Source organism: Niallia sp. CD-39, assembly GCF_059874745.1.
In genome coordinates, this window is record NZ_JCBCPS010000003.1 from 181,261 (window position 1) to 200,716 (window position 19,456).

General features: G+C 38.3%; 15 protein-coding genes. All 15 read left to right on the forward strand.

Translation table 11 applies throughout. The annotated features are described in order from the left end of the window. Window positions 1–5: 5 nt before the first annotated feature. The 15 genes from AC6F34_RS09290 (at window position 6) to nusA (ending at window position 19,447) form a co-directional block, all read left to right on the forward strand. Entirely contained in the window at window positions 6–1,367 is a 1,362-nt protein-coding gene (locus AC6F34_RS09290; protein WP_500771336.1) for a flagellar assembly protein A, read from the forward strand. A gap of 44 nt (window positions 1,368–1,411) precedes the next feature. Next, the gene (locus tag AC6F34_RS09295; RefSeq protein WP_500771338.1) at window positions 1,412–1,723 is read left to right on the forward strand and encodes a hypothetical protein; all 312 of its coding nucleotides are present in this window, start codon (window positions 1,412–1,414) and stop codon (window positions 1,721–1,723) included. 25 nt (window positions 1,724–1,748) lie between these two features. After that, window positions 1,749–2,306 carry a helix-turn-helix domain-containing protein gene (locus tag AC6F34_RS09300; protein WP_500771340.1) on the forward strand — a complete coding sequence of 186 codons (558 nt, stop codon included), beginning with the start codon at window positions 1,749–1,751 and terminating at the stop codon, window positions 2,304–2,306. A gap of 140 nt (window positions 2,307–2,446) precedes the next feature. Continuing rightward, on the forward strand, window positions 2,447–3,163 hold the full coding sequence (gene rpsB / locus AC6F34_RS09305) for a 30S ribosomal protein S2 (protein WP_500771342.1): 717 nt from the start codon (window positions 2,447–2,449) through the stop codon (window positions 3,161–3,163). A gap of 178 nt (window positions 3,164–3,341) precedes the next feature. Beyond that, window positions 3,342–4,223: a translation elongation factor Ts gene (gene tsf / locus AC6F34_RS09310; protein WP_500771344.1), complete on the forward strand. Its 882-nt coding sequence runs from the start codon at window positions 3,342–3,344 to the stop codon at window positions 4,221–4,223. Window positions 4,224–4,363: 140 nt separating this feature from the next. Then, a complete protein-coding gene (gene pyrH, locus AC6F34_RS09315; protein ID WP_500771346.1) occupies window positions 4,364–5,086 on the forward strand; it encodes a UMP kinase in 723 nt (240 codons plus the stop codon). Between the two features lie 2 nt (window positions 5,087–5,088). Further along, window positions 5,089–5,646 (forward strand): ribosome recycling factor, encoded by a 558-nt coding sequence (gene frr, locus AC6F34_RS09320; protein WP_500771348.1) that lies wholly within the window; start codon window positions 5,089–5,091, stop codon window positions 5,644–5,646. Window positions 5,647–6,097: 451 nt separating this feature from the next. Further along, window positions 6,098–6,874, forward strand: coding sequence for an undecaprenyl pyrophosphate synthase (gene uppS / locus AC6F34_RS09325; RefSeq protein ID WP_500771350.1), 777 nt, complete (start codon window positions 6,098–6,100; stop codon window positions 6,872–6,874). A gap of 113 nt (window positions 6,875–6,987) precedes the next feature. After that, window positions 6,988–7,788: a phosphatidate cytidylyltransferase gene (locus tag AC6F34_RS09330; protein ID WP_500771352.1), complete on the forward strand. Its 801-nt coding sequence runs from the start codon at window positions 6,988–6,990 to the stop codon at window positions 7,786–7,788. A gap of 58 nt (window positions 7,789–7,846) precedes the next feature. Next, window positions 7,847–8,989, forward strand: coding sequence for a 1-deoxy-D-xylulose-5-phosphate reductoisomerase (gene dxr / locus AC6F34_RS09335; protein ID WP_500771354.1), 1,143 nt, complete (start codon window positions 7,847–7,849; stop codon window positions 8,987–8,989). Window positions 8,990–9,040: 51 nt separating this feature from the next. Beyond that, window positions 9,041–10,300 carry an RIP metalloprotease RseP gene (gene rseP, locus AC6F34_RS09340; RefSeq protein WP_500771356.1) on the forward strand — a complete coding sequence of 420 codons (1,260 nt, stop codon included), beginning with the start codon at window positions 9,041–9,043 and terminating at the stop codon, window positions 10,298–10,300. Window positions 10,301–10,572: 272 nt separating this feature from the next. Then, on the forward strand, window positions 10,573–12,276 hold the full coding sequence (locus AC6F34_RS09345; protein WP_500771358.1) for a proline--tRNA ligase: 1,704 nt from the start codon (window positions 10,573–10,575) through the stop codon (window positions 12,274–12,276). A gap of 199 nt (window positions 12,277–12,475) precedes the next feature. After that, window positions 12,476–16,798 carry a PolC-type DNA polymerase III gene (locus AC6F34_RS09350; RefSeq protein ID WP_500771360.1) on the forward strand — a complete coding sequence of 1,441 codons (4,323 nt, stop codon included), beginning with the start codon at window positions 12,476–12,478 and terminating at the stop codon, window positions 16,796–16,798. Between the two features lie 946 nt (window positions 16,799–17,744). Next, window positions 17,745–18,215 (forward strand): ribosome maturation factor RimP, encoded by a 471-nt coding sequence (gene rimP / locus AC6F34_RS09355; RefSeq protein WP_500771362.1) that lies wholly within the window; start codon window positions 17,745–17,747, stop codon window positions 18,213–18,215. A gap of 107 nt (window positions 18,216–18,322) precedes the next feature. Continuing rightward, the gene (gene nusA, locus AC6F34_RS09360; protein WP_500771364.1) at window positions 18,323–19,447 is read left to right on the forward strand and encodes a transcription termination factor NusA; all 1,125 of its coding nucleotides are present in this window, start codon (window positions 18,323–18,325) and stop codon (window positions 19,445–19,447) included. Window positions 19,448–19,456: the final 9 nt, after the last annotated feature.

Sequence of the window (19,456 nt, forward strand, 5' to 3'; positions counted from 1 at the left end):
GCGAAATGGCTAATCGTTTTTACTTACAAATTGCTGATGATCGATTATCAGCCCAAGTCGAATTATTAGAATCTTCGGACGTTAAAGAGAACCTAGATCAAATAAGAGAAGATTTAAATGAGCTACTTGAAAAACATAAGATTACCTATGGCATACAATATGAACTGATTGATCGCATTTGTGAGAATCCATTTGCACTCCCGTATCCTCAAACAATTGCGATTGGCCGTGCAGCAAAAGATGGCACAGATGCTTATTTGTTAAGTGAAATAAAAACTGAAGAACAGCCAATGAGAGAGAAACTAAACTTTAGGCATGTTCTGAACATCCCCAATGTAACTTGTGGCAACCTCCTAGCTACTATCATTCCTCCTACTCCAAGTACAGATGGAAACGACATTTTAGGCAATAAAATAAAGGGAAGAGATGGAAAGTCTTTGTCGGTTAGAACTGGAAAAAATGTTCTTCAAAACGGAAATCAATTCTTCTCGCTTATTGACGGACAGGTAAGTTTAACTAAGAAGCAAATCGCAGTAAATCCCGTATTTGAGGTTAGAGGCGATGTTGATTTAAAGGTAGGAAACATCGATTTTGCTGGGAATATAGTCATTCATGGAAACGTACCACCTGGATATGAAATCAAAGCGGGAGGCGATATTCAGATTCATGGTTTAGTTGAAGCTTCAACAATCATTTCAGAAGGCAATGTGTTAATAAGTGGTGGTATAACTGGAGCAAACAAAGGTTATGTAAAGGCAAAGGGCGAGGTTCATGTGAATTTTATGAATCAAGCAAACGTTGAAGCTGGTGAAGACATTCATGTTAAGAAATCTATTTTACATAGTCAAGTATGGACGAAGGCATCGATTTATTGTGCGAACGGTTTGGCAATCGGTGGAAAAATCCAAGCGGGAAAAAGTATTTACTTAAAAGAAGCTGGCAATGATTTATTCGTTAAGACGGAATTGTATGCCGCTTATAATGGTGAAGTTGTCAATCAAGAAAAAGAGCTTAAAGCAGAGTTAAAGCAATTGAAGGATACTTTTGCTAAACTGGAGATGCTCCAGGTTCGAATTTTGCAATCGGTGAAACGTCCTGATGAGCTAACAATTTCACAGAGAACGACATTATTAAAGCAAAAAAAGACAATGGAGCATATAAAGGCTAGGCTTTCAGAAGTGGAAGGTGAGCTTGTAGAAATAGAACAAGTTGTTCATGATGAAAGGAATGCAGCCATTACAATCTTTGCAAATGCACATCCGAACACACGTCTTACTTTCGGTAAATATGCAAGGGTGCTGAAAAAACCACATAAAAATGTTAAGTTCTATACAAAGAAAAATGAAATCACTTTTGAACCGGCGTAATACCTAAAAATACCAGTGTCATAATTGAAAGGAAGTGTAACGCCATGAGCTTAAAAACAATTGAGCTTCAAGTGGCTATACCAAGGACACAGGATGCAGGGAAAATTCAAGAACAAATACAACAACGAGGACAAAACATATCAGACTTTGCTGCCCAATCAACTCAGAATGAGCAAGAGAAGAAACGTACATCAGTCATGAAAAACGAAGAAACTGAAAAAACCAATTTTAAAAAAGAACAGCAAGAACAAAACGAAAAGGACAACGAGAATCATCATCAAGCAAAAAAACAAGAATCGACAATTGAAAAGATCGATCATCCTTACAAGGGCAATCATATTGATTTTAGTGGATAGAGGGTAAAAAATTGTGGAGTATTTAATGTTTATAAGCATTTTATTAAATATAATCGCGATTTTAGCGATTATCCTATTGTTTTTGAGACAGAATCGTTTAGTTGAGGCAGAAAAAAGCATGAAAGGCACCCTTCAAGAAATGGAGGATGTAATTGCTGCATACCTCACTCAAATGAAGGAAGAAAATGATCAGTTTATTGACAGGCTCAGCAAGATTGAAGCAACTGAGCATCAGGAGATCAAGCCAGAAGCATCTGAACCGAACAAAACTGTTCAACTTGAAGAGAGCAAACAGGCAGAAGAGGCGATATTTCGGATTCAAACGAAAACGGTTACAAAAGCTGCAAATGCGTATAAGAATATGTCTAGTCAATATAAAAAAGCAATCAACAGCGAAGGTGGACAAGTAAATACTGAGCCATCCAACGAAACAAAAAAAATTGAGCTTAGTGAATTAGAACAAATCCAGCTCCTTCATAGAGAAGGATTATCTGTGGCTGCTATAGCAAAAAAACTAGGCAAAGGCAAAACCGAAATACAGTTACTACTAAAATTTCAACAAAATTCTCAAGAAAAACCTTGAACATGAGCTTTCTATATGCTATATTTGTTCATGGTGTTATTACACACGTCTATTAATTTATCGAGTTGGTGCTGAATTGTTCAGTTTCTCGTTAAAAATGATGTAGGCGGAGGAAATCAAACCATTAGGAGGAAGAACAAATGTCAGTAATTTCAATGAAACAATTACTTGAAGCTGGTGTACACTTCGGACACCAAACTCGTCGTTGGAACCCAAAAATGAAGAGATACATCTTCACTGAGCGTAACGGCATCTACATTATCGATCTACAAAAAACTGTGAAAAAGGTTGAAGAAGCTTACAAATTCGTTAAAGAATTAGCTGGTAACGGTGGAACAATCCTTTTCGTAGGTACTAAGAAGCAAGCGCAAGATTCTGTTAAAGAAGAAGCAATTCGTTCTGGTATGTACTATGTAAACCAACGTTGGTTAGGTGGTACATTAACTAACTTTGAAACAATCCAAAAACGTATCGCACGTTTAAAAGATATCGAAAGAATGTCTGAAGACGGTACTTTCGAAGTTCTTCCTAAGAAAGAAGTTGTTCAACTTAAAAAAGAACAAGAGCGTTTAGAGAAATTCTTAGGCGGAATTAAAGATATGAAAGGTTTACCAGATGCATTATTTATCATCGACCCACGCAAAGAGCGCATTGCAGTAGCTGAAGCGCATAAGTTACACATTCCTATCGTAGGAATCGTTGATACGAACTGTGATCCAGACGAAATCGATGTAGTTATTCCTGCAAACGATGATGCAATCCGTGCAGTAAAATTACTAACTGGTAAAATGGCAGATGCAATCCTTGAAGCTAAACAAGGCGAGGAAGTTGCACCTGTAGCTGCGGACGCTGAATAAAAGCAAAACTGAGTAGACACTTAGGTGCTTACACTTTATTGAATGTATTAGAAAGGTGATAAGAGGGACTACTCTTTTATCACCTTTTTTCAAGAAAAGAACAGCTTTTTACGTTTTTTAAACAACCTTTTATGGTAAAGATAGAATGTACATACTTGATTCTAAGGAGGAAATTCCCATGGCAATTACTGCTCAAATGGTTAAGGAATTACGTGAAAAAACTGGCGCTGGTATGATGGATTGTAAAAAAGCGCTTCAAGAAACTAATGGTGATATGGATCAAGCGGTTGACTTCCTACGTGAAAAAGGAATTGCGAAAGCTGCGAAAAAAGGTGATCGTATTGCTGCTGAAGGATTAACTGCTGTTAAAGTTGAAGGGAACGAAGCTGTAATTCTTGAAGTAAACTCTGAAACAGATTTCGTTGCAAAAAACGAAGGTTTCCAATTACTTGTCAAAGAATTAGCTGAGCATGTTTTAGCGAACAAGCCTGCCTCTGCTGAAGAAGCTGCTACTCAAACAATGTCTAACGGTGCTACTGTTGAATCACATATTAACAGCGCTATTGCAAAAATCGGTGAGAAATTGTCTCTTCGTCGTTTTGCAGTTGTTACAAAAACAGATGCAGATGCATTCGGTGCATACCTACACATGGGTGGACGCATTGGAGTATTAACAGTATTAGAAGGTACTACGGATGAAGAAGCTGCGAAAGATGTTTCTATGCACATTGCTGCATTAAATCCTAAGTATGTTTCTCGTGATGAAGTATCTGCTGAAGAGGTTGAGCGTGAGCGTCAAGTCTTAACTCAACAAGCATTAAACGAAGGTAAACCAGAAAACATCGTTGCAAAAATGGTAGAAGGTCGATTAAGCAAATATTTCGAAGATGTTTGTGTAAATGATCAAGCTTTCGTTAAAAACCCTGACTTCAAAGTTGGGAAATATGTTGAATCTAAAGGCGGAAAAATCCGTGAGTTTGTTCGCTTTGAAGTAGGCGAAGGAATTGAAAAACGCGAAGACAACTTTGCTGAAGAAGTTATGAGCCAAGTGAAAAAATAATGAACTGTTCTTTTAGAGCAGATATAAAATAGGGGACACTCATTGTGTTCCCTATTTTTCAAGATAAGAAAATATCTAAATTCACAGTAATTTCATTGCGAAAACTATCGAATTTTTCTATATTACATATGGAGGTTCCAATGAGCAGCCCAAAATATAAACGCGTTGTTTTAAAATTAAGTGGAGAAGCATTAGCTGGAGAACAAGGCTTCGGTATCAATCCATCAGTAATTAAATCAGTTGCTGAGCAAGTGAAAGATCTAGCTGGGCTTGGAGTTGAGGTTGCTGTAGTAGTAGGTGGCGGCAACATATGGAGAGGTAAAATCGGAGAAGAGATGGGCATGGATCGCGCAAATGCAGACTATATGGGAATGCTTGCTACAGTAATGAATTCATTAGCTCTTCAAGATAGCCTTGAACAACTTGGAATTGAAACAAGAGTGCAAACATCAATTGAAATGCGTCAAGTGGCAGAGCCATATATTCGTAGACGTGCCATCCGTCATTTAGAAAAGAAGAGAGTCGTCATTTTTGCAGCTGGTACTGGGAACCCTTACTTCTCTACTGACACAACCGCGGCATTAAGAGCAGCAGAGATTGAGGCAGAAGTTATATTAATGGCGAAGAACAATGTTGATGGGGTTTACTCAGCAGATCCTCTAAAAGATAAGAATGCGAAAAAGTATGATGAACTTTCATATCTAGATGTATTAAAAGAAGGTTTAGCAGTCATGGATTCAACAGCATCATCATTATGTATGGACAATAATATTCCACTAATTGTGTTCTCGATTATGGAAGAGGGTAATATTAACCGTGCCGTAATGGGAGAACCAATTGGAACAATTGTAAGGGGGAAATAAACATGCCAAAACAAGTAATTTCAACAACAAAAGAACGTATGACTAAAGCGATTCAATCATATACGAGAGAATTAGCAAGCATTCGTGCAGGTAAAGCTAACGCTTCATTGCTAGACCGAATCACGGTTGACTATTACGGAGCACCAACACCTGTTAACCAATTAGCAGGAATTACAGTTCCTGAAGCGCGTTTACTTGTTATCCAACCATATGATAAGTCAGTATTAGGTGAGATTGAAAAAGCGATTCTAAAGTCAGATATCGGATTAACTCCAACAAATGATGGGAATTTAATTCGTCTTGCGATTCCTCAGTTAACAGAAGAAAGACGTAAAGAGCTTGCGAAGTTAGTGAAGAAGGAATCTGAAGAGGCTAAGGTGGCAGTACGTAATATTCGTCGTGACGCGAATGATGATCTTAAAAAGCTTGAGAAAAATGGTGAAATCACTGAAGATGATCTTCGTGGTTACGCTGATGATATTCAAAAAATTACAGATGAGTACATTCAAAAGATTGACTCCATTACAAAGGATAAAGAGCAAGAAATAATGGAGGTTTAATAAAAAACCTTATTTAGAACTCTCTATTGAAGAAGAGAGTTCTTGAGAATGTAGACAAAGTCTAAAGTCGACTTTGTCTACATGTTTTTAGAGAGATTTTAAAAATAAGATAAACCATCAGACTGTCTTTAAAAAGCTTGTCAGACTAAGTGTGCAGTTGAATTAAGACCCGAATTGAGGGGACGAGTGAGACAAACAACGACGTATGCGAGCGTTTGCGGGCAGTCTGTAGAACTCTCTATTGAAGTAGAGAGTTCTTTTAACTATCTAAATCTACAGGATCAAATAGGTGATGGAACAACTAATCACTCGTTATGTTTTATAGAGATATCTTCCGGATTTTTTGGTATGATTAGAACAGCAAGAAGATAAACTTCCTACTACTTATTGTAATAGCAGATTTGCGTGTGCACTTATGTACAAACAGATCCTATTTTAAAGGAGTAAACGTATGTTTGATAAAATGAAAATTTGGAAAAACTCAAACGCTCAATTAGGTTTAAATGAGCGTATTGTTCATATAAAAAAACACGAGATTCCTGAGCATATAGCGATTATCATGGATGGAAATGGGAGATGGGCGAAAAAACGCTCCTTACCAAGAATCGCTGGTCATCATGAAGGGATGAAATGTGTAAGAAAAATAACGAAAATGGCGAATGAATTAGGTGTAAAAGCACTAACTTTATATGCATTCTCAACTGAAAACTGGAAAAGACCGAAAACAGAAGTTGATTTCTTAATGAAACTTCCGGAAGAATTCCTAGGCTCATTTTTACCTGAGCTAGTTTCAGAAAATGTAAAAGTGACAATGATGGGAGATAAGCATCTCCTGCCTAAGCATACATTGTATTCGATTGAAAAAGCGATGATTGAAACGATTAACAATGATGGACTTATATTGAATTTTGCGATGAATTATGGCGGTAGAACAGAAATTGTAGAAGCGACGAAGCGTATCGTTCTTGACCAACAAAACGGTAAGATCAGCAGTCAACATATTACGGAAGAGCTGTTCTCACAATATTTAATGACGGGAAGCTTAAAAGATCCTGATTTGTTAATTCGAACAAGTGGTGAGATTCGATTAAGCAATTTCATGCTTTGGCAGATCGCCTACTCAGAGTTTTGGTTTACGGATGTACTTTGGCCAGATTTTAAAGAAGAACATTTGGTTGAAGCAATTGAAGTATTTCAAAACCGTCAAAGAAGATACGGTGGAGTTTAAAATCATAATTCAGTGACATTTCCCCCACTGCAATGTTTTATAGAAAAATAAATTAATGAATAAAAATAGAATAAGCTTATAAAATGTAAGCGTTAAAGGTGTTGACTAACTTTATGAAAGAACGAATTATTACTGGTGCCATCTTTGCGATTGTGTTAATTGGTGCAGTTTTCCTAGGCGGCGCTCCGATCATGATCCTAGCATATTTTTTAGCAACGGTTGGTTTGTTTGAATTATACCGTATGCGAAATATGCGCCTTGCTTCAATATCTGGTATACTTTCTTTATTATTACTTTGGTTGTTTTTATGGCCAAAAGAATATGTACCTTTTCTAGAAACAATCCCATTAACTAAATTAGAATGGGCATTGGTCTTTGCGTTATTGCTATTAACCTATACAGTAGTGACTAAAAATGAATACACGTTTGACCATGCAGCATTTTCAATGCTATCCGTGCTGTATATAGGATTAGGTTTTCACTATTTTTTAGAAATTCGCTTTATGGATGAAGGCCTTTTATTCCTTTTCTATTCCATGTTTATCATTTGGGCTACTGATTCAGGTGCCTACTTTATTGGAAAAGCAACAGGAAAGCGTAAATTATGGCCGGAAATTAGTCCGAACAAAACTATTGAAGGTTCAATCGGTGGGATTGTTTGTGCTGTTATCGTTGCAATTGGATTCTTAGTTTTTACAGATATACCAGCGACGGCCATTCAACTTATTTTAATCACGGTAGTATTATCTATTTTTGGACAAGTTGGAGATTTAGCTGAATCAGCTTTTAAGCGCCACTATGGTGTGAAAGATTCAGGTAAACTGCTACCTGGACACGGTGGGGTACTTGACCGTTTTGATAGTTTATTATTCGTTTGGCCAATCTTGCATTTTTTATTAGCAATTGTGATATAACCAGCACGCCAATAGGCATGTGCTAAATGCTTTTCTTAATGATTAGGAGTTGACTTACTTGAAGCACATAAGTTTAATGGGGGCGACTGGGTCAATAGGTATTCAAACACTTGATGTCATCCATGGCAATCAAGATCAATTTAAGCTCGTTGCCATGTCCATTGGAAGAAATATAACTTTAGGAAGAAAGATTATAACTGCACATCAACCTGAGCTTGTATCGGTTGTAGAAAAAACAGATATGGAAGTTCTTAAAGCCGAATTTCCTAGCATACAATTTACATATGGACACGTTGGCTTAACTGAAGTTGCTGTTTACGCGAAAGCAGATGTACTCGTTAATGCTGTTCTAGGTAGTGTAGGGCTTGAACCGACATTGCAAGCAATCGCTGAAGGAAAGACAATCGCCATTGCGAATAAAGAGACACTTGTAACAGCAGGTCACCTTGTAATGGAGGCTGCTAAACAACATCAAGTTGCACTATTACCAGTGGATAGTGAACATTCGGCAATCTTTCAAGCGTTACAAGGTGAGAAAGAAAAAAATATTGAAAAGCTCATTTTAACAGCATCAGGTGGAAGTTTTCGCGATTTGACAAGAGCGGACTTACAAAATGTAACTGTCAAACAAGCATTAAATCACCCAAACTGGTCAATGGGTGCAAAGATTACGATTGATTCTGCATCAATGATGAATAAAGGCTTAGAAGTTATTGAGGCACATTGGCTATTTAATATGCCTTATGAAAAGATTGATGTGTTACTACATAAAGAAAGCATCATCCATTCAATGATTGAATTTCATGATAGCAGCATCATGGCGCAGCTTGGAACACCGGATATGAGAGTACCTATTCAATATGCATTAACTTTTCCAGATCGAGCGCCATTAACCAATGCGAAGCGATTAAATCTAGCTGAAATTGGAAAGCTTCATTTTAGAGAAATGAATTTTGATCGGTTTCGTTGTTTGGCACTAGCGTATGAAGCAGGGAAACAAGGTGGAAGTGTTCCGACTGTGTTGAATGCTGCAAATGAAGCGGCAGTTGCCTTGTTCCTAGGAGAAAAAATATCTTTCTTGCAAATCGAAGAATGCATAGAAAAAGCGCTATCTCATCATGAAAAAGTAATTCATCCTAGTTTGGATGCGATTAAAACGATCGATCGAGAAACAAGAAACTATGTATCAACATTGATTTGAGGAGAGTGATTGACTCTTCATTTATATTGTATAGAAAAGGTGGTTGAATCTTTGGAGACAGTTATATCCTTTATTGTCATTTTTGGGGCACTTGTCTTTTTTCACGAATTAGGGCATTTGATTTTTGCTAAAAGAGCTGGAATTCTATGCCGCGAATTCGCAATTGGCTTCGGGCCCAAAGTATTTTCCTTTGTTAAAAACGATACGGTCTATACAATTCGCTTATTGCCTATTGGTGGTTTTGTTCGTATGGCTGGGGAAGATCCTGAAATGGTGGAAATCAAGCCAGGTTATCGACTTGGCCTCATCTTAAATAAAGATGACGTAGTTGAAAAAATCGTCTTAAATAATAAAGATAAATATTCTAATGCACGTATCATCGAAGTTGAGAGTATTGACTTAGAGCGTGATCTATTTGTTCAAGGATATGTTGAAGGAGAAGAAGAAGAAATTCAGCGTTTTGTTGTTGATCGTAGAGCGGTATTAGTACAGGATGGACAAGAAACATTGATCGCACCATATGACCGTCAGTTTGCATCAAAAACATTGCCACGGCGTGCAATGGCAATTATTGCTGGTCCAATGATGAACTTTGTACTCGCTTTTGTCGTTTTCGTCATTATTGCTTTAATGCAAGGAATTCCAACAAATGATCCAGAACTTGGTCAACTAACCGAAGACGGATCTGCGATGGAAGCTGGTTTACAGGAAGGGGATACAGTCCTTTCAATTGAAGGTGCAGAAATCTCTAGCTGGGAAGATGTTGTTGAAATCATTCGTGAAAACCCGAACACTGAGCTAGAGTTTGTTGTTAATCGTGATGGACAGACAATGGAGATTCCTGTAACGCCAGATTTACATGAAGATGAAAATGGACAACGGGGAATGATTGGTGTTTACGCTCCGATGGAGAAGTCACCTGTTCAATCGATTGTGTATGGAGCAACAGAAACCTATTTTTGGACAAAACAAATCTTTGTCATTTTAGGTCAATTACTAACTGGATCCTTTACGATTGATGCTCTTGCTGGTCCTGTTGGGATATATGAATCCATAGATGTTGTAGCTCAAACTGGTATTTATAATCTAATGAAGTGGGCTGGAATCTTGAGTATTAATCTTGGAATTATGAACTTGCTTCCTATTCCAGCGCTAGATGGTGGACGATTGCTGTTCTTCGCGATTGAAGCTGTACGTGGAAAGCCAGTCGATCGACATAAAGAAGGAATGGTCCATTTCATTGGTTTCGCTCTGTTAATGTTATTAATGCTTGTTGTAACATGGAACGATATTCAACGAATATTCCTATAAGAACGAATCGCATCGCTCAGGAATAGGCAAAACTTTTCCTGAGCGATTCTATTTTTACTTGAGTCATTTCATAAATAGATTTCACTCTATGAGAGTCGAATGATTATAGATTACAGTGAAAGACGGCTACTCCTTGGAAAGCGTCGTCTGAAACAATACTTGAAGATTATTTGTATAAAAACAGTTAATGTTCGTTCTTTGACAAGAATGATTGAATGTTGGACTTGATTCACTTAATAAAAATTGATGATGAATAGAAAGGTGTACATGATATGAAGCAAACTATGACGCTTATTCCTACTATGAAACAAGTTCCTGCTGATGCGGAAATAAAGAGCCATCAGCTCTTATTAAGAGCTGGCTTTATACGACAAAACGCAAGTGGGATATATAGCTATATGCCGCTCGCGAACAAAGTCTTGAAAAAAATTGAGCAAATTATTCGTGAAGAATTAGAGGCGGCTGGCGCGGCAGAATTATTAATGCCTGCAATGGCTCCGGCTGAATTATGGCAAGAATCAGGACGTTGGTATTCATACGGACCTGAATTAATGCGAATGAAAGATCGACATGATCGCGACTTTGCTCTAGGAGCAACACATGAGGAAGTCATTACAAGCCTGGTAAGAGATGAAGTAAAATCTTATAAGCGATTGCCGTTAGCATTATATCAGATCCAAACGAAGTTCCGTGATGAGAAGAGACCGCGATTTGGTGTTTTACGAGGTCGTGAATTTATTATGAAAGATGCTTATTCGTTCCATTCAAGTCAAGAAAGCTTAGATGAAATGTATGATAAGTTTTATACAGCCTACTCTAACATTTTTTCTCGCTTAAAGTTAAATTATCGTGCAGTTATTGCAGATTCAGGTGCAATGGGTGGGAAAGATACACATGAGTTTATGATCTTATCTGAGGTTGGTGAAGATACGATCGCTTATTCCGATCAATCTGATTTTGCTGCAAATGTTGAAATGGCTCCAGTTGTAGTGTCATATACAAAAAAAGACGAAGAAGAACAATTGCTAGAAAAGGTAGAAACGGTTAATCAGAAGACAATTGAAGAGGTTGCAAATTATTTATCAGTTTCAAAAGAAGAGTGTATAAAAACGCTACTATTCAAAGTTGATGATCAGTTTGTAGCAGTTCTCGTCCGCGGTGACCATGAAGTAAATGATATTAAAGTGAAAAATCTATTGGATGCAGCTTCTGTTGAATTGGCTACATCTAATGAAATAAAAGAAGTCACTGGAACTGAAGTGGGCTATGTTGGGCCGATTGGTTTAAATGATGTGACAGTAATTGCCGATCATGCAGTAGCAGCGATGGTCAATGCGGTTTGTGGAGCGAATGAAGAAAACCATCATCTTAAAGGAGTAAATCCTGATCGCGATTTTTCTATTTCTCAATATGCAGACATTCGTATGATCCAAGAAGGCGATCCATCTCCTGATGGAATAGGCAAAATTGTGTTTGCAAAAGGAATAGAGGCTGGACATATCTTTAAACTAGGAACTCGCTACAGTGAAGCGATGAATGCTGTTTACTTAGATGAGAATGGAAGAACTCAACCAATGATTATGGGGTGCTATGGAATTGGGGTATCGCGTTTACTTGCAGCGCTTGCAGAGCAATTCAATGACGATAACGGACTCATTTGGCCAACAACGGCAGCACCTTACGATCTTCATGTCATTTCCTTGAATATGAAGGACGACACGCAAGCTTCATTAGGAGAAGAAATCTATAATCAATTAAAACAAGAGCGGTATGGTGTGTTATTTGATGATCGTGCTGAGAGGGCGGGGGTTAAGTTTGCGGATGCAGATTTAATCGGTTTGCCAATCCGAGTCACAGTTGGAAAGAAAGCTGCTGAAGGTATTGTTGAAGTGAAAGTTCGACAATCAGGTGACCAACAAGACGTTCATGTGTCAGAACTAAGTAATGTGATCACTACTTTAATGAAAAGCTTATAAATAGCCAAACTCTCGAGTAAGTCACTTCTCGAGAGTTTTTTCTATAGGAACGAGGAAATATTGATTTCCTCTATGATTTGATAAAGAGTGATCTTTGAAGCTATAAAACCAATTATTACACTGAAACGATCATGCCCATTATGATATAATTAGGACTTGCAGATTAAGTGATCGAGTGAAAAAGTTAGGGGGATGAAGCATGAGTGATTACAATGGAAATAGAGAAAGATTCCAAGTCTTGCTTCAGCAATTGCAATTAACAGAAGATGCTTTGCAAGCATATTTTATAAATGCAGAAATAAAGAAAGTACTATTGGAGAAAAAAGAACGACGTTGGCATTTTGAACTCGTTTTTGACAATATTCTCCCATGTACCGTATTTACAAGATTTGCTGAACAGCTTCAAAAGACATTTTCTCACATTGCGACAGTTTCGTTTGCATTAGAGGTGCGAAATCAGCAATTTGATGAAAAGCTTATATTGGACTATTGGCATCATTGCATAAAAGAAATGCAAGGGATTGCTCCTCCACTCTTAAAATTATTAAACGAACAAACACCTTCTATACAAGGAAATAAACTCGTTTTAACAGTTCGTAATGACATGGAAGGGTTAACAATAAAAAATAAATATGCACAGATGATCAATCATATTTATCAATCCTTTGGTTTTCCAGCGTTAACGATTGATACGACTTCAACGGTTGACAAAACAAATGATGAGTATGAAAGATTTTTAGAGGCGAAACGAAAAGAGGATCATGAGCGCGGGCTTCAAGCTGCAATTGAAATGCAGAAGAAGGAAGCTGAAGCCGAAGCTGGTGGCCCAGATTTACCAAAAGGTCCACTTACGATTGGATTGACAATTAAGGATGATAATGAATTTCGTAGACTTAATGATATCGTTGATGAAGAGCGACGTGTTGCCATTGAAGGATATATTTTCTCAGCTGAAACAAAGGAGCTCCGCAGTGGTCGTACATTATTAACCTTTAAGATTACGGACTACACAAGCTCAATCATGGTGAAAATGTTTTCACGTGATAAAGAAGATGCTGCCCTATTCGGTTTAGTGAGTAAGGGAATGTGGGTCAAGGTGCGAGGAAGTGTGCAGAATGATACTTTCGTTCGCGACCTTGTTATGATCGGAAATGATATTAATGAAATCAAGCCGGTAGAGAGACAGGATCATGCACCAGAAGGCGAAAAGCGTGTGGAGCTGCATTTACACTCCCCGATGAGCCAAATGGACGCTGTTAGCTCAGTAAGTTCACTCGTAGCACAAGCGAAAAAATGGGGTCATAAGGCGATTGCCATTACAGACCATGCCGTTGTTCAGTCGTTTCCAGAGGCGTTTAGCGCTGGAAAGAAAAATGATGTAAAGATTTTATATGGTGTTGAAGTAAACTTAGTCGATGATGGCGTACCAATTGTATATAACGACGCTCACCGGAAACTCACAGATGATACATATGTTGTATTTGATGTTGAGACGACAGGGTTATCAGCATACTATGATACGATCATTGAGCTTGCGGCAGTAAAAATTCATAACGGAGAAATCATTGATCGGTTTGAATCATTTGCTAACCCTCATCATAAACTCTCTGCTACGACGATTAATTTGACCGGAATTACTGATGATTTAGTTGAAAATGCTCCTGAGGTTGAAGAAGTATTAAAAGATTTTAAAGCTTGGGCAGCAGACGCAATTCTTGTCGCTCATAACGCTTCCTTCGATATGGGCTTCATTAATGTCGGTTATAAGAAATTTGGTATTGGAAAAGCAGAGAACCCTGTCATTGATACGTTAGAGCTGGCTAGGTTTTTGTATCCTGAGATGAAAAACCACCGATTGAATACATTAGCAAAAAAGTTCGATGTTGAACTGACGCAGCATCACCGTGCCATTTTTGATGCTGAGGCAACTGGTTATTTGTTAATAAAAATGTTAAAAGACGCACTAGGTAAGGAGATTGAATACCACGATCAGTTTAATGATCATATGGGAAGCAGCAACGCTTATCAGCGCGCACGTCCTTACCACTGCACACTCCTTGCGCAAACGGAAGAAGGTTTGAAGAATTTATTTAAACTTGTTTCGATCTCACATATTGATTATTTCTATCGTGTTCCGAGGATTCCTCGCTCAGTTCTGCAGAAGCATCGCAAAGGAATTTTAGTTGGTTCAGGGTGCGACAAGGGAGAAGTATTCGAGGGGATGATGCAAAAATCTCCCGAGGAAGTAGAAGATACAGCTCGATTTTATGATTATATTGAGGTTCTTCCAAAAGAGGTTTACTCTCATTTATTAGAGCTCGAGCTTGTACGAGATCAAACAGCATTGAAAGAGATTATTTCTAGGGTAGTCGCTTTAGGGGATAAGCTCGAGATCCCAGTTGTTGCAACTGGGAATGTGCATTATTTAAATCCAAATGATAAAATCTATCGAAAGATTTTAGTGAATTCTCAAGGTGGTGCGAATCCATTAAATCGTCATAATTTACCTGATGTTCATTTCCGTTCGACGGATGAAATGCTAAAGTCATTTTCATTTTTAGATGATGAAAAGGCGAAGGAAATCGTTGTAACGAACACGAATAAAATTGCCGACATGATTGATGTAATTAAGCCGATCAAAGATGATTTATATACGCCAAAGATTGAAGGCGCTGACGATGAAATGCGTGAAATGAGTTATGGTATGGCAAGAAGAATCTATGGCGAAGAATTGCCAGAAATCGTTGAGGCTCGTTTAGAAAAAGAATTAAAAAGTATCATCGGTCACGGATTTGCTGTTATTTATTTAATTTCCCACAAGCTCGTTAAGAAGTCGTTAGATGATGGCTATCTTGTTGGTTCGCGTGGATCGGTTGGTTCGTCATTTGTTGCGACGATGACGGAAATTACAGAGGTGAATCCATTGCCTCCCCATTATGTTTGTCCAACATGTAAGAAATCTGAGTTCTTTGATGATGGATCAGTTGGATCTGGTTTTGATTTACCTGATAAAGACTGTCCGGATTGCGGAATCGCTTATAAAAAGGATGGTCATGATATTCCGTTCGAAACATTCCTTGGATTTAAAGGGGACAAGGTTCCCGATATTGACTTGAACTTCTCAGGAGAATACCAACCACGAGCGCATAACTATACAAAAGTGTTATTCGGAGAAGAGTATGTGTATCGAGCAGGTACAATTGGTACGGTTGCTGATAAAACGGCGTTCGGTTATGTAAAGGCGTATCAGCAGGACAACAATTTACAAATGCGTGGGGCGGAGATAGACCGATTGGCTTCTGGATGTACTGGGGTAAAGCGTACTTCTGGTCAGCATCCTGGTGGAATCATTGTAGTACCGGATTATATGGACATTTATGATTTTACGCCGATCCAGTTCCCAGCGGATGATCGCAATTCAGAGTGGAAAACAACTCATTTTGACTTCCATTCAATCCATGATAACTTGTTGAAATTAGATATACTTGGACATGATGACCCGACAGTCATTCGGATGCTTCAAGATTTAAGCGGCATCGACCCGAAGACCATTCCAACCGATGATGCTGAGGTTATGAAGATTTTCAGTGGTACGGAATCATTAGGAGTGACAGAGGAACAGATTATGTGTAAAACAGGAACACTTGGAATTCCGGAGTTCGGTACACGATTTGTTCGTCAAATGCTCGAAGATACAAAGCCAACAACGTTTTCAGAGCTTGTGCAAATCTCTGGATTATCGCATGGTACAGACGTATGGTTAGGAAATGCGCAAGAATTGATCCACAATAATATCTGTACCTTAAGTGAAGTAATTGGTTGTCGTGATGACATTATGGTTTATTTAATTTATCAAGGACTAGACCCAGCGTTTGCATTTAAAATTATGGAATCTGTACGTAAAGGGAAAGGTCTTACAGATGAAATGGAAGAAGAAATGCGCAAAAACGAAGTGCCGGAATGGTATATTGATTCGTGTAAGAAGATCAAGTACATGTTCCCAAAAGCCCATGCTGCCGCATACGTATTAATGGCAGTGCGTATTGCATACTTCAAGGTACATCATCCATTATTCTATTACGCGGCCTACTTTACAGTCCGTGCGGAAGATTTTGATATCGATGCAATGGTAAAAGGCTCACAAGCCATTCGCGCAGTCATTGATGACATCAACAAGAAAGGTTTGGATGCTTCGACGAAAGAGAAGAATCTCTTAACCGTATTAGAGCTTTCATTAGAAATGAATGAAAGAGGATTTCAATTTAAAAAAGTCGATCTTTATAAATCGGATGCAAAGGAATTTAAAATTGAAGGAGATACGCTAATCCCACCATTCAATTCAATTCCAGGTCTAGGAACAAACGCGGCTCTTAATATCGTAAAAGCAAGAGAAGACGGAGAGTTCCTCTCGAAGGAAGACTTGCAACAACGAGGGAAAGTATCAAAAACAATCATTGAATATCTTGATAACCACGGATGCCTAGAAGGCTTACCAGACCAAAATCAATTAAGCTTGTTTTAAATAGAAAAAGCAGGGGGAAATCTCCTGCTTTTTTTCAATATCTAATCGTTGTAGTTATTTCTAATACAAATCTACTTTGGGTCACTGCACTTTTTGTAGAGATAGTTGTATTTAGGGGTGTCAGTACCGAGGTGATAATGAATAGATATATTGTAAAATGATGATCTATTCGAAGAAGGATTGATAACCTTAAGTACTTGGATAGTTTCAGACGCCATTAGCTATTCGCGTCGTCTAGCTGCGGTGACTAGCGTCTAGTGTCCTTCGATTTTTTCTCTATGATAAGTCAACATCGATTCACTGTCGTTCATCGTGTTTCCTTTATTTCAGAAAAAACTCTCCAGGCCATACGACGCTGTATAAGCCACCTCCGCTTTTCGTGTTGTCTAGCTTCATGCACCATCGGCTCGAGGTCACAAGTGAATCCGCTCAGAAGATTAAAGAACAACCATCTGGTCGTCTCCTCTTGTGCTTGTCGCCGATAGGCAGGTGCCCTCGGCTTTTCGTGTTGTCTAGCTGCGGTGACTAGCGTCTAGTGCCCTTCGATTTTTTCTCTACGATAAGTCAACATCGATTCACTGTCGTTCATCGTGTTTCCTATATCTCAGAAAAAACTCTCCAGGCCATACGACGCTGTACAAGCCACCTCCGCTTTTCGTGTTGTCTAGCTTCATGCACCATCGGCTCGAGGTCATAAGTGAATCCGCTCAGAGGGTTAAAGAACAACCATCTGGTCTCTCCTCTTGTGCTTGTCGCCGAAAGACAGGTGCCATCCGCTTTTCGTGTTTGCATTAAAATTTTGGTTATGGTATTATTTTATTGGAAATACTAACAGATAACTTCGCAAACAAGAGTGGGGAAACCCACTCTTTCGTTATTGTCTGCGTTTTTTTCGTATTCTTAATTGGACATTTTTTCTAAGAATGCTCATTAAAGGAGGGATTAGATGAGCAAGGTTACAGAACAGGTTGAACAGCTGGTTGTCCCTATACTAGAGGATTTACAGTTAGAATTGGTTGAAATTGAGTATGTGAAAGAGGGCCGTGACTGGTTTTTACGAGTCTTTATCGATAAAGACAGTGGCGTAGATATTGAAGAATGTGGAATTGTAAGTGAACGTTTAAGTGAGAAGCTTGATGAAGTTGATCCTATTCCATATAACTATTTTCTTGAAGTTTCTTCACCTGGTGCAGAAAGACCGTTAAAAAAGAGTGAAGATTTCCATAAAGCAATTGGAAAGAATGTGTTTATGAAAACATATGAGCCAATTGATGGAGAGAAAACATTTGAAGGATTACTTGTAGGATTTGATGGTGAAACAGTAGAAATTGAAGTGAAAATTAAAACACGTAAAAAGACGTTCAAACTACCTTATGATAAGGTCGCAAGTGCTCGTCTGGCCATTGTATTTTCATAAACAAGCAAATAGGAGCCATTTCTTTATTGATTTTTAGAAAGAAGCTTTTAGGATCGCATTGTTTAGTGCGGGTTGCTTTACTTTTAAAAAAGGGGGATTAATTACTCATGAGCAGTGAACTTTTAGATGCTCTAACATTGCTTGAAAAAGAAAAAGGAATTTCTCGCGATGTTATTATTGAAGCGATTGAAGCAGCGTTGGTGTCCGCATATCGCAGGAACTTTAATCAAGCGCAAAATGTGCGTATTGATTTGAATTTAGGTACTGGAACAATGAGAGTATTTGCAAGAAAAGAAGTAGTCGATGAGGTTTTTGACCCAAGACTTGAAATTTCTGTTGAAGATGCACAGAAAATCCATTCAAACTATCAAGTCGAAGATATCGTAGAACTTGAAGTTACACCTAAAGACTTTGGTCGTATTGCAGCTCAAACTGCGAAACAAGTCGTTACGCAACGAGTACGTGAAGCTGAACGCGGCATTATCTATTCTGAGTTTATTGACCGTGAAGAAGATATCATGACAGGTATTGTTCAACGCCAAGACTCAAAATTTATTTATGTAAGCCTTGGAAAGATTGAAGCGATCTTGCCAGCTAACGAGCAAATGCCAAATGAACAATACAAACCACATGATCGAATTAAAGTATTCATCACAAAGGTAGAAAAAACAACGAAGGGTCCTCAAATCTACGTTTCTAGAACTCACCCAGGATTATTAAAGCGATTATTTGAAATTGAAGTTCCTGAGATTTATGATGGTACAGTTGAACTCAAATCTGTTGCACGTGAAGCGGGAGACCGTTCGAAGATCTCTGTTCACTCTGAACAAGAGGATGTTGATCCAGTTGGCTCATGCGTTGGTCCTAAAGGAACCCGTGTACAAGCGGTTGTAAACGAACTTAAAGGTGAAAAAATTGACATAGTGAAATGGTCACAAGATCCAGTTGTATTCGTTGCGAACGCACTTAGCCCATCGAAGGTACTAGATGTAATCGTTAACGAAGCAGAAAAGGCAACGACAGTCGTTGTACCTGACTATCAATTATCACTTGCTATTGGGAAGCGTGGACAAAATGCAAGACTTGCAGCTAAGCTTACAGGTTGGAAGATTGACATTAAATCTGAAACAGATGCTCGCGCTGCTGATATATACCCACGTGAAGAATCACTGCTGCAATTTAATGATGACGATCAATACGATGAAGATGCGTATGATTTTAAAGATGAGTAAGAAGAGGTG

Bases quoted from the DNA above. Each gene is read 5' to 3' on its own strand.
- AC6F34_RS09290 (WP_500771336.1), top strand. From the start codon at position 6: ATGGCTAATCGTTTTTACTTACAAATTGCTGATGATCGATTATCAGCC.
- AC6F34_RS09295 (WP_500771338.1), top strand. From the start codon at position 1,412: ATGAGCTTAAAAACAATTGAGCTTCAAGTGGCTATACCAAGGACACAG.
- AC6F34_RS09300 (WP_500771340.1), top strand. From the start codon at position 1,749: ATGTTTATAAGCATTTTATTAAATATAATCGCGATTTTAGCGATTATC.
- rpsB (WP_500771342.1), top strand. From the start codon at position 2,447: ATGTCAGTAATTTCAATGAAACAATTACTTGAAGCTGGTGTACACTTC.
- tsf (WP_500771344.1), top strand. From the start codon at position 3,342: ATGGCAATTACTGCTCAAATGGTTAAGGAATTACGTGAAAAAACTGGC.
- pyrH (WP_500771346.1), top strand. From the start codon at position 4,364: ATGAGCAGCCCAAAATATAAACGCGTTGTTTTAAAATTAAGTGGAGAA.
- frr (WP_500771348.1), top strand. From the start codon at position 5,089: ATGCCAAAACAAGTAATTTCAACAACAAAAGAACGTATGACTAAAGCG.
- uppS (WP_500771350.1), top strand. From the start codon at position 6,098: ATGTTTGATAAAATGAAAATTTGGAAAAACTCAAACGCTCAATTAGGT.
- AC6F34_RS09330 (WP_500771352.1), top strand. From the start codon at position 6,988: ATGAAAGAACGAATTATTACTGGTGCCATCTTTGCGATTGTGTTAATT.
- AC6F34_RS09345 (WP_500771358.1), top strand. From the start codon at position 10,573: ATGAAGCAAACTATGACGCTTATTCCTACTATGAAACAAGTTCCTGCT.
- AC6F34_RS09350 (WP_500771360.1), top strand. From the start codon at position 12,476: ATGAGTGATTACAATGGAAATAGAGAAAGATTCCAAGTCTTGCTTCAG.
- rimP (WP_500771362.1), top strand. From the start codon at position 17,745: ATGAGCAAGGTTACAGAACAGGTTGAACAGCTGGTTGTCCCTATACTA.
- nusA (WP_500771364.1), top strand. From the start codon at position 18,323: ATGAGCAGTGAACTTTTAGATGCTCTAACATTGCTTGAAAAAGAAAAA.